Source organism: Tenacibaculum sp. L6, assembly GCF_028823685.1.
Taxonomy (GTDB): Bacteria; Bacteroidota; Bacteroidia; order Flavobacteriales; family Flavobacteriaceae; genus Polaribacter.
The window spans coordinates 1-10641 of the sequence record NZ_JAPEHZ010000071.1 but is presented as its reverse complement, the minus strand read 5'-3'; the positions used below and the strand labels follow the sequence as shown (position 1 = coordinate 10641).

Sequence of the window (10641 nt, the reverse complement as noted above, 5' to 3'; positions counted from 1 at the left end):
GTTGTAGCAGAAGGTACTTCTCTAAATACAGAACTTAAAATTTTTACTTCATCAAAAATGAGTTCTGATACTACCATAGATTTAAACATAACTACTTCTATGGTTGCAGAAAATTATACAGTTCCTACTTCTGTAACTATTCCAGCAAACTCTAATGAGGCTACAATACCTTTAAGTTTTACTGATAATAGCTTAAACAGAAACGGTGAAACTATGTCTATTAGCTTTGAGGCTGAACAAAACTATTTTTCAGGTTACACCAATGCTGATTTAAACATTAGTGTTTTATGCCCATCAGATTTAGCTGGTAGTTGGACTTATACTACTGGTAGAGCTAAAACTGTAACTATAACGGAAACAGGTGATGGTACTTACACTATTAGTGCAGATGACGCTTTTGGTAGTGATTATTCATTTAACATCTCTGACGCTTGTGGAAACTTAAATGTTACTGGCGGATTTTTGGAAGATGCATATGGAATACCTGTTAGTGGTAACGGTTCTGTTTCTGCTGACAAAAATACTCTTACAATTGTATATACAGTTGATGGTTATTTTTCTGATAGAGAAATGATTTTAACTAAAAATTAATAAAACTCTTTTTTTAAAAACCACCTCTAACGAGGTGGTTTTTTTATACCATAAAATCAACTACATTTGCAGCATGGAACAAAACACAAACATTTTTGGTATTAGAGCCATTATTGAAGCCATAGAAAGTGGTGCTTCAATTAATAAAGTATATCTTCAAAAAGGCTTACGAGGAGACTTATTTTTTCAGTTAGACAAACTATTGAAAAAAAATAAAATATCAACTAGTGTCGTTCCTACGGAAAAGCTAGATCGATTATCTAAACATAACAATCACCAAGGAGCTGTTGCTAAAATTTCTCCTGTTGAATTTCACGATTTAGATACTTTGATAGAAAGCGTTTTGGATTCTGATAGCACTCCCCTATTCTTATTGTTAGATCAAGTTTCTGATGTGAGAAATTTCGGAGCTATTATCAGAACAGCTGAATGTACAGGTGTTAACGGAATTATCATTCAAAAAAGTGGTAGTGCTCCTGTAAATGCTGAAACTATTAAAACTTCTGCTGGTGCTGCGTTCAAAGTACCTATTTGTAAAGTTGACCACATCAAAGATGCTATTTTTCAGTTAAAAGCTGCAGACATTAAATTAGTTGCTGCCACCGAAAAAACAGAGGATTCTGTTTTTGACATCAACTTTAATCAACCAATAGCTATCGTTATGGGATCTGAACATAAAGGTGTTAGTACTTCAGTTTTAAAACTAGTTGATTATAAAGCAAAATTACCACTACTAGGTGAAATTGAGTCTTTAAATGTATCGGTTGCCTGTGGTGCCTTTTTATATGAATCTGTACGACAACGTTTATAAAAATATAATCCTGCTAAATGCAGGATTTTTTATTTTACTCTGGTTCGTTTTCTTTATAAATATACTTATAGTTAATTTCTTTTAACTCGGTTTCTTCTTCAGTAACAGGCGGAACATAATTTCCATTTTCATCAAACATCGTATCAAATTCTGTTTTAGAAAACTCAAACCTCTCTTTTACAATTCCTCTTTTTCTATACAACAAGGCAAAAACAAATCCAGTTATTAAACCTGATAAGTGTCCTTCCCAAGACATTCCTTCTTTAATGGGTAAAACATACCAAACCATACTTCCATATAAAAAAATCGTAATAAACGAAACCGCTACTAATCGGTAGTTCTTTTTTATAATTCCACTAAACAACACAAAACTGAATAGTAAGTACACAATTCCACTTGCACCGATATGATATGACTCTCGAGCAATTATCCAAGTTAACAATCCAGTAATTATTCCTCCATAAATCAAAACTTTCACCGCTACTTCCTTATAAAAATAAAAAAGGCACGCAGAAAGCACGAACAACGGAACAGAATTATTAAAAAGATGATTTGTATCACTATGAATAAAAGGAGAGCTAAAAACCCCTTTTAAACCACTAAAACTTCTTGGATAAACTCCAAATTTGTTAAAATTCAATCCAAATGTAATTTCTAACCAATACACAAACCAAATTGCAAAAACAAATAGGAAAGGAATGGTAAAAACCGTTGGAGAAAATTTTAGCTGGTGTTCTGTTTTCATAAACATGAAAATAACAAAAATAAATCCAAAGTAGCATTTCTGAAGTTCTGTCATAAATCTTTGTTATTTTTACCGTATGAATCAACCTTTGGCAGAAAGAATCCGTCCACAACAATTAAGCGACTATATAAGTCAGCAACATTTGGTAGGCGAAAATGGTATTTTAACCAATCATATCAAGCAGGGAATTATTCCTTCATTAATTTTATGGGGACCTCCAGGAATTGGGAAAACCACCTTGGCAAATATTATTGCCAACGAATCTGGACGTCCATTTTACACCTTAAGTGCAATTAGTTCAGGCGTAAAAGATGTACGTGAGGTTATTGAAAAAGCTAAAAATAGTGGTGGATTATTTACGCAGAAAAACCCTATTTTATTTATTGATGAAATTCATCGTTTTAGCAAATCGCAACAAGATTCTTTATTAGGTGCTGTTGAAAAAGGTTGGGTAACTTTGGTGGGAGCAACTACCGAAAACCCGAGCTTTGAAGTTATTCCTGCCCTACTCTCTCGTTGCCAAGTGTATATCTTGAATTCTTTTGATAAAGAGGATTTGATTGCACTTTTGCACAGAGCGATGGAAAAAGACGAAATCATTTCTCAGAAAAAAATCAATTTAAAAGAAACGGATGCTTTGTTACAAGTATCTGGTGGTGATGCTCGAAAACTCTTAAATATTTTTGAGTTATTGGTTGCTGCGGAGGATAAAATTGACATCACTAACGAATTAGTTTTAAAGAAAATTCAAAAAAACACCGTTCGATACGATAAAACTGGTGAGCAACATTACGATATCATTTCTGCTTTTATCAAATCGATTAGAGGAAGCGATCCTAATGCTGCTGTTTATTGGTTAGCTCGTATGATAGAAGGTGGAGAGGATGTAAAGTTTATTGCACGTAGAATGCTTATTGCTGCCTCAGAAGATATTGGAAATGCAAATCCCACAGCGTTGATTTTAGCGAACAATACTTTTCAAGCAGTTTCAGTTATTGGCTATCCAGAATCGAGGATTATTTTAAGTCAATGTGCTGTGTATTTAGCAAATTCTGCAAAAAGTAACGCATCGTATATGGCGATTGGTGAAGCTCAAAACTTGGTTAGAACAACTGGCGATTTATCTGTTCCTTTGCACTTACGAAATGCTCCTACTAAATTAATGAAAGATTTAGACTACGGAAAAGACTATCAATACTCGCACAATTACGCAGGTAATTTTGTGAATCAAGAGTTTTTACCTGACGAAATTAAAAACACCAAACTATACGAACCAGGAAATAACGCTCGTGAAAATCAATTTAGAGAATTATTAACTACAACGTTGGAAGGATAAATACAACTATTAAAAACTATGAATTTTACAAAGATTAAACCTGTTTACCTGTATTTATTATCTGGAATAATACTCCCTTCTTCAATAGTCTTTAAGGAAGAAAGGAGCTATGTATATTATACTTGTTTAGTTATTGGTTTTAGCCTTTTTCTCTTAGCAATAATTAAACATCTAAGAGAAAAATAATTAAAACTTCACTTGGTATTCTTCAATTACTTTACCATCATTTGTATAGTATTCAGCAAACCAAGAATTTCCATTTTTGTATAAGATTCCGTTTTTATCTTTTATCACAAAAACATCTTTTACATTGGTTTTTAATACTTGAAAAACAACCTCAGGTTTCATATTAACTAATTGAAAACCGTTAGGTATTGGTTGTGCAAATAATTGCTCTTTAGCATTGGCTGGTTTTTCAACAACCTCCGCTACTTTACTTTCTACTACCGTTGGTACCAAAGCTAAGGCTGGTACTTCTTTAGTTACAACATCTTCTTGCAACGGAACGTATGTATACTTTAAAGCTTCTATCGATTTAAAAGCATCACGGATTGCTTCTTGATATGCCTTTTTGTATTCTTTCTCTTTACTTCTTCCTTCTTTTGATGTAAACACAACTTTGTTGTAGCAATCAGTTAGTTCAATAACACTTTTAGTAGTAAACATACCTGATTCATCTTTTACAGTTCCTGTTAAAGCTAAACATCTGTTGTCTGCAACTTCAGCAGGTAATTCTTCATCATCTAAAAAAACGGTAAATCCGTACTTGTTGAATAAGAATTTAGTTAATGAACTTGTTTGGTATTTATCTTTCTCTTTAACAAAATCAAACTTACTTGGTACGATTATATATTTATAATTATTGATAGATTTCTGCGCAAAACTTGCTGTTGATATAAACAATGCTATTAAAAGTATTCTTTTCATTTTATGTCTTTTAGGTATAATATCTTTATTTCTTGATAAACTTATAAATAATTTTTTAATTCTATTAATGAAGCTACACGTTGTACTCCATTATTTTTAGCTTCTTCGGAAAAATGGATTGCCATCATCCCCGAGTTCAAAGCCCCCATAACATCTGCTTCGTAGCTATCCCCTATCATAATCGATTCGTGAGCTTCAGCTTCAGCTTTGCTTAAAGCAAATTCAAAAACTTTAGGATTCGGTTTTTTAACTCCAACACATTCTGAAGTAATTACTTGCTTAAAGTATTTATCAATCCCTGATTTTTGAAGTTTTAAGTTCTGTACTTCTTCAAAACCATTGGTTATAATATGCAAATGGTATTTATTTTCTAAATATTCTAAAACTTCAACAGCATCCGAAAAAAGATAATTATAACTAGGTAGATAACGAATATAATCTTCAGAAATCACATCAATCATATCATCAGAAATCTTATAATTTAAAACATCAAAAGTTTCTTTTAATCTATGATATCTTAAATCTGATTTTTCAACTTTATCTTCTCTATACAATCGCCAATATTTTAAGTTTATCGGCATGTACACTTCTAAAAAATCATCAATAGGAATTGTAATGTTTTGCTCTTCGAAAATTTTCTGAAAAGTCAGTTTTGAATTTCTATCAAAATCCCAAAGTGTGTGGTCTAGATCAAAAAATAAATGCTTTATTTCCATATCTCTTTTATTGAATTGAATAGGTTTAGGGTTTAGGGTTTAGGTAAACTAGTTTTTTACTCACACTATCGAAAGAAAAAACTTTTTACTTTTCACTTTTAATTTTACACTTTTCGTTTTTCACTTTATAAACTTCAGAACATCCGTAAATCTAAAAGTCTAACCATCTAATTATCTAAGTTTTTACAATTTTAAGCATTGAATTATACAATCTACCCCAACCTCTCCATCTCAAATAGTTACTTAAACTTTCGTTATGAAACACAGTAATAAAAGTACCATTAACTGCTTTTACTTCATTTTTTAAATCTCTAATTTTTCCTAACGACTGCTTTGGTGTAAACTTCATATAGTCGTTAAGTGTTGCATCCATAAGTGCAAATGGAAAGATTTTTAACGGTGTTTGAATTTCAAAATCTAAATCGTAAAAATAAAAGGGAGTACATGTACTTGCTCTAAAACCTACATGACTTGCATAGCCCATTGAGTAATCTTCTTCTATTTCTAAATCGATTAATTGTTGATAGGTTTCAGGCAACGAAACTCGTAAATAATGTTGTTTTGATCGTTTGATAGGAATATTAGTAATAGCCTCTAAACGCTCTTTCTCTTTCTTTAACAAAGAAAGATCGTTCGTGGTGTAATATGACGGATGCAACCCTACTCGAGCATAATCTACCATATCTTTTATCAATAGCTTGAATTTTCTTTTTGAAGCAGAAACATTAGTGTCAAATGTTGTATAATCTCCTATTAAAAAGAAAAAAATGGTTCTTACATTATACGTTTTCTTTAATTCTATAAGCTTTTCAAAAGTATCAAACGGGTCTTTTTTTAGATTGAAAAGCACTGCGAACCTATCCCAAATTGTAAAAATTTTAAACTGCGAAGCATCTTTTAAGAAACCTCCTATAGTTCTTATAAAACTCTTGTGTTTGTAGGCATAGGCATTATCAACATCTATTGTTGAAATATATTGATAGCTTCTTTCTTCATTTTCAAAATCGGGAAACTTATGTTTTAACACCTCTAAAAACTTGTATGCCCAAATATCAACCAAAGGTTTTTCTAAAAATCCATTTTCATAAGCTACGCTTTGAGTTGCCGAAAAACGCCCGTGTTTGTCTTTAATATGCGGTAAATATTCTTCGTACCTAGAAATTAAATAAAAACTAGCAGCAAAAATATCAAACGGGATTTCTGAAGCTTCAATTGTAGAAAAAAAACAAGGTACTCCTTCCCATTCTTGTATGTTGATTTCAACATCTTTTATACCTTGTTGAAACAACAACTCATTACTCTGAATAAAAAATTCTTTCCCTAAAGGTACGTTGGTATATGAAAATTTTGGCCCGTTAAAAGCTACAAACTCTTCAATTTTACCTGTAAAATCTATTTCAACCTGTAAAATACGTGTAAAAATTTGTTTGAAAATATAACGAACTCGAGGAGTAACTTTATGGGTGTAAATCAGTATCATACTCATTAAATATTAGTTGTAAAACCTACAACTATAAGATGCTTTCATCAGCAAAGCTAAAATACGCTTTTTCAGTAATAATTAGATGATCTAACAGTTTTATATCTAAAGTCTCTCCTGCTTTCTTTATCTTCTGAGTTAACTCTATATCGCTTCTACTAGGCTCTAACTTTCCCGAAGGATGGTTGTGGCATACTATAATTCCGACAGATGATAATTCAAGTCCTCTTTTGTATAACAAACGTACATCAACCAAAGTAGCGGTAAATCCGCCTTTACTTAACTGGTGTTTTGCTAAAACTTTATTTGAATTATTTAAATACAACACCCAAAACTCTTCATGTTGTAAATCTCCAATGAGTGGTTGCATAATTTTAGCCACATCTTTAGAACTACTTATTTTGGGAGTTACTACTTTTTCTTCAAACTGTCTTCTTTTTCCAAACTCTAAAGCTGTAACTATTGATATTGCTTTTGCCTCCCCTATTCCTTTAAACTTCATTAATTCTTCTACAGATAGCTTTGCTAGTGAACTTAAATCATTGTTTACTGACAATAAAATTCTTTTAGCCAAACCTACAGCACTCTCTTCTCTATTACCTGATCCTATTAAAATAGCTATTAACTCTGCATCTGACAAAGCTACTTTCCCTTTTAACAATAACTTTTCTCTTGGTCTATCGTCTAATGCCCATGATTTGATTGAAATCTTTTTCATCCTTTTTCTCTTAGTAGATTTATAAATATAACATTTTTTGCACAACCAAAAGAAGCACAGTATCTTTGCAGTCAGTCTTTTTTTAAATTTTACTATGAAGATTATAATAGCCGGGGCTGGAGACGTCGGTTCGGTTTTCATTTGGCTAAACTCCTTTCTTACGAAGCGCAAGACACCTATGTAATAGATTTTGACGGTGAAAAGTTAGAATACCTAAACAATCACTTAGATGTGATTACAAAAAAAGGTGATGCCACCTCAATTAAACTACTAAAAGAAATAGGTATTAGTTCGGCAGACCTTTTATTGGCAGTTACTGAGAGTCCTAATACAAATTTCACAATTTCAGTAATAGGAAAAGCATTAGGAGTAAAAAAAACCATTGCTAGAATTAGTAACCCTGAATTTTTAGATAATCCTTGTATTAATTTTAAAGATTACGGTGTAGATTTTATGATTTCTCCTGAAGAATTAGCTGCAGAAGAAATTAAATCGCTTTTACATCAATCTTCCTTTAACGATACCGTTGCTTTTGAAAATGGTGTTTTCAATATTATGGGAACCACCCTTGGGTATAAATCACCTATTTTAGACTTAACCGTTGAGGAAATAAAGGATAGGTACAATATGGTAGATTTTATTACCATAGCTATAAAGCGTGAAGGAACATCGCAAACAATTATTCCAAGAGGAGATACCGAATATAAAATAAACGATCAGGTTTATTTTTCTGTTCCTAAACACAGTATTGATCAACTTTACCCTATTATTGGTAAAAATCATATTGACATTACCAACGTAATGATTTTAGGAGGAAGTCGAGTTGGACGAAAAACAGCTAGAAAGCTTTGTAAAGACAACTTTAAGGTGAAACTTATTGAAAAAGACAAAGACAAAGCTTTACAATTAGCCGAAGATCTTCGAAACACACTAGTTATTTATGGAGATGGTAGAGATTTAGAGTTGTTAGAAGAAGAAAACATTAGAGAAATGGATGCCTTTGTAGCTGTAACTGGTGATTCTGAAACAAATATTATGTCTTGCCTTGTAGCAAAATCTAAAGGAGTTAAAAAAACAGTTGCCTTGGTTGAGAACATGGACTACATAAACATTTCTCAAACCATAGGAATTGACACTTTAATCAATAAAAAACTAATTGCAGCTAGTAATATTTTCCGTCATATTCGAAAAGGAGAAATTGTTGCCTTAGCCAACTTACATAATGTAGATGCTGAAGTTTTTGAATTTGAAGTAAAACCGAATGCAAAGGTCACTAAAAAAGTAATTCGAGAATTGCGTTTTCCTAGAGAAGCTATCATAGGAGGTGTAATTAGAAACGGTGAACCTTTAATGTCTTTCGGAGATTTTCAATTACAAAGCGAAGATAGAGCCATTGTTTTTTGTTTACCTGAAGCAATAACAATTGTAGAAGATTTATTTAACTAATGGGAAATCTTAATCTAAAATTAGTTTATCGTTTTTTAGGAGTTACAGCCATTTTAAACGGATTGTTTATGTGGTTAACAGTTCCTGTAAGCGTTTATTATAATGAAGCTGCTAAACTAGGAATCTTAAATGCAGGAATCATTACAATTACTCTTGGTACATTACTCTATTTTTTTAACAAACCAGACAACAATAATATTCATAAAAAAGAAGGATACCTTATTGTAACCCTTGGATGGCTAACATTATCTTTTACAGGAACGCTACCTTACTTACTTACGGGAAGTATTCCAAGTGTTACCAATGCTTTTTTTGAAACCATCTCAGGATACTCAACAACAGGTTCTTCTATTTTAACAGATATTGAATCAATGCCAAAAGGAATTTTATTTTGGCGTAGTGCTACGCATTGGATTGGGGGTATGGGAATCATTGTTCTTACCATTGCTATTTTACCTTTATTAGGTATTGGTGGTATGCAGCTTTTTATGGCAGAAGCTCCTGGACCTTCAGCAGATAAACTACACCCAAGAATTACCGATACAGCTAAACGTTTATGGTTAATCTACGTTTTATTAACCGCTGTTGAATTCTTATTATTAAAAGTAGCGGGTATGACTTGGTTTGATGCCATAAACCATGCAATGGCTACGGTAAGTACCGGTGGATTTTCAACCAAAAATGCAAGTGTTGCCCATTGGAATGACACTCCTCTAATTCAATATATCATCATCCTTTTTATGTTTATAGCAGGTACCAACTTTGTACTTACCTATTTTGCATTAAAAGGAAAAGTTAGAAAAGTTATACAAAGCGAAGAGTTTAAATACTATTTCTTCGGAATTATAGGTATTTCGGCTATCGTAGCACTTATGATTATCTTTTTTCAAGATCCGAATTTACAAACAACCATAGCACACCCAAAAGTATGGGGTGAAGTAGAAAGTGCTATTCGCCACTCGTTATTCTCTGTAATTTCAGTAGTAACCACCACTGGTTTTGTTACTGCCGATTTTACTATGTGGAGCTTTTTTGTTACTGCTATATTTTTCTCTCTATTTTTCTTAGGAGGTTCAGCAGGATCTACCTCTGGAGGGGTGAAAATTGTTCGACATATTATCATGCTGAAAAACAGTTTTTTAGAGTTCAAAAAATCGCTACACCCTAATGCTATTATTCCTGTACGTTACGATGGTAAAGCAGTAAACCAAACGATTATATTTAATGTACTTTCATTTTTTATCCTGTACATGTTAATATTTATTATTGGTACAGTTATTCTAGCTCTTTTAGGATTGGATATAAAATCTGCTTTAGGCGCTTGTGCTTCCTCTTTAGGAAATATCGGACCTGCTATAGGAAGTGTTAGTCCAGTAGATAATTTTAACCACCTATCTATGGGAGCAAAATGGTTCTGTTCTTTCTTAATGCTGATTGGACGTCTAGAGCTATTTACTGTGTTAATCTTATTAACTCCATTTTTCTGGAGGAAGAATTAGTTAAACCACCTTTTACAACAGGAAAAACACCTAATAACAACTTAAAAACCAGAAAATTAAGATAAAAACATTATTTTTAGTTGATTAACCAAATCTCTTATAGTTATGAAACTAAAAATTGCATTGCTTTTTTTTATTTGCTTATTAAACATCCCTGAAAGTAAAGCTCAAGAAGCTTTTTTGGGAGAAATTAGAATGTTTGCTGGTAATTTTGCTCCTAGAGGATGGGCATTTTGTGAAGGTCAATTAATGGCTATAGCACAAAATCAAGCCTTATTTTCTTTATTAGGAACCATATATGGAGGAGATGGCAGAACAACATTTGCCTTACCTGATTTAAGAGGAAGAGTAGCTATTAGTGCTGGTCGTGGA

General features: G+C 32.3%; 9 protein-coding genes and 2 pseudogenes. 6 read left to right on the top strand and 5 right to left on the bottom strand.

The window, feature by feature from the left end; all coding sequences use genetic code 11:
- Positions 1-591, top strand: a 591-nt coding sequence (locus OU788_RS10750; protein WP_274635167.1) for a hypothetical protein, incomplete at its 5' end; no start/stop codon positions are given.
- A 73-nt stretch (positions 592-664) separates the two neighbouring features.
- Positions 665-1402, top strand: coding sequence for a 23S rRNA (guanosine(2251)-2'-O)-methyltransferase RlmB (gene rlmB / locus OU788_RS10745; RefSeq protein WP_274635166.1), 738 nt, complete (start codon positions 665-667; stop codon positions 1400-1402).
- A 34-nt stretch (positions 1403-1436) separates the two neighbouring features.
- Here rlmB and OU788_RS10740 read toward each other — a convergent pair whose 3' ends face one another.
- The gene (locus OU788_RS10740) at positions 1437-2147 is read right to left on the bottom strand and encodes a rhomboid family intramembrane serine protease (RefSeq protein WP_274635165.1); all 711 of its coding nucleotides are present in this window, start codon (positions 2145-2147) and stop codon (positions 1437-1439) included.
- A 76-nt stretch (positions 2148-2223) separates the two neighbouring features.
- Between OU788_RS10740 and OU788_RS10735 the strand changes: the two are divergent.
- Positions 2224-3496, top strand: a pseudogene (locus OU788_RS10735) (replication-associated recombination protein A).
- 173 nt (positions 3497-3669) lie between these two features.
- Here OU788_RS10735 and OU788_RS10730 read toward each other — a convergent pair.
- The 4 genes from OU788_RS10730 to radC form a co-directional block, all read right to left on the bottom strand.
- Positions 3670-4410, bottom strand: a complete 741-nt coding sequence (locus tag OU788_RS10730) for a hypothetical protein (RefSeq protein ID WP_274635164.1) — start codon at positions 4408-4410, stop codon at positions 3670-3672.
- Positions 4411-4451: 41 nt separating this feature from the next.
- Positions 4452-5126, bottom strand: coding sequence for a YjjG family noncanonical pyrimidine nucleotidase (locus OU788_RS10725; protein WP_274635163.1), 675 nt, complete (start codon positions 5124-5126; stop codon positions 4452-4454).
- A gap of 175 nt (positions 5127-5301) precedes the next feature.
- A complete protein-coding gene (locus OU788_RS10720) occupies positions 5302-6606 on the bottom strand; it encodes a DUF7033 domain-containing protein (RefSeq protein ID WP_274635162.1) in 1305 nt (434 codons plus the stop codon).
- A 31-nt stretch (positions 6607-6637) separates the two neighbouring features.
- Positions 6638-7324, bottom strand: a complete 687-nt coding sequence (gene radC / locus OU788_RS10715) for a RadC family protein (protein WP_274635161.1) — start codon at positions 7322-7324, stop codon at positions 6638-6640.
- 94 nt (positions 7325-7418) lie between these two features.
- Between radC and trkA the strand changes: the two are divergent.
- The 3 genes and pseudogenes from trkA to OU788_RS10700 all read left to right on the top strand — a co-directional run.
- A pseudogene (gene trkA / locus OU788_RS10710) lies at positions 7419-8770 on the top strand (Trk system potassium transporter TrkA).
- On the top strand, positions 8770-10269 hold the full coding sequence (locus OU788_RS10705) for a TrkH family potassium uptake protein (RefSeq protein ID WP_274635160.1): 1500 nt from the start codon (positions 8770-8772) through the stop codon (positions 10267-10269). Before trkA ends, OU788_RS10705 begins: the two are co-directional and overlap by 1 nt.
- Before the next feature lie 105 nt (positions 10270-10374).
- A partial coding sequence (locus tag OU788_RS10700) for a phage tail protein (protein WP_274635159.1) occupies positions 10375-10641 on the top strand: 267 nt, incomplete at its 3' end.

Excerpts from the sequence above, each read along its gene's own strand:
- rlmB (WP_274635166.1), top strand. The coding sequence starts at position 665 with ATGGAACAAAACACAAACATTTTTGGTATTAGAGCCATTATTGAAGCC.
- OU788_RS10740 (WP_274635165.1), bottom strand. The coding sequence starts at position 2,147 with ATGAAAACAGAACACCAGCTAAAATTTTCTCCAACGGTTTTTACCATT.
- OU788_RS10730 (WP_274635164.1), bottom strand. The coding sequence starts at position 4,410 with ATGAAAAGAATACTTTTAATAGCATTGTTTATATCAACAGCAAGTTTT.
- OU788_RS10725 (WP_274635163.1), bottom strand. The coding sequence starts at position 5,126 with ATGGAAATAAAGCATTTATTTTTTGATCTAGACCACACACTTTGGGAT.
- OU788_RS10720 (WP_274635162.1), bottom strand. The coding sequence starts at position 6,606 with ATGATACTGATTTACACCCATAAAGTTACTCCTCGAGTTCGTTATATT.
- radC (WP_274635161.1), bottom strand. The coding sequence starts at position 7,324 with ATGAAAAAGATTTCAATCAAATCATGGGCATTAGACGATAGACCAAGA.
- OU788_RS10705 (WP_274635160.1), top strand. The coding sequence starts at position 8,770 with ATGGGAAATCTTAATCTAAAATTAGTTTATCGTTTTTTAGGAGTTACA.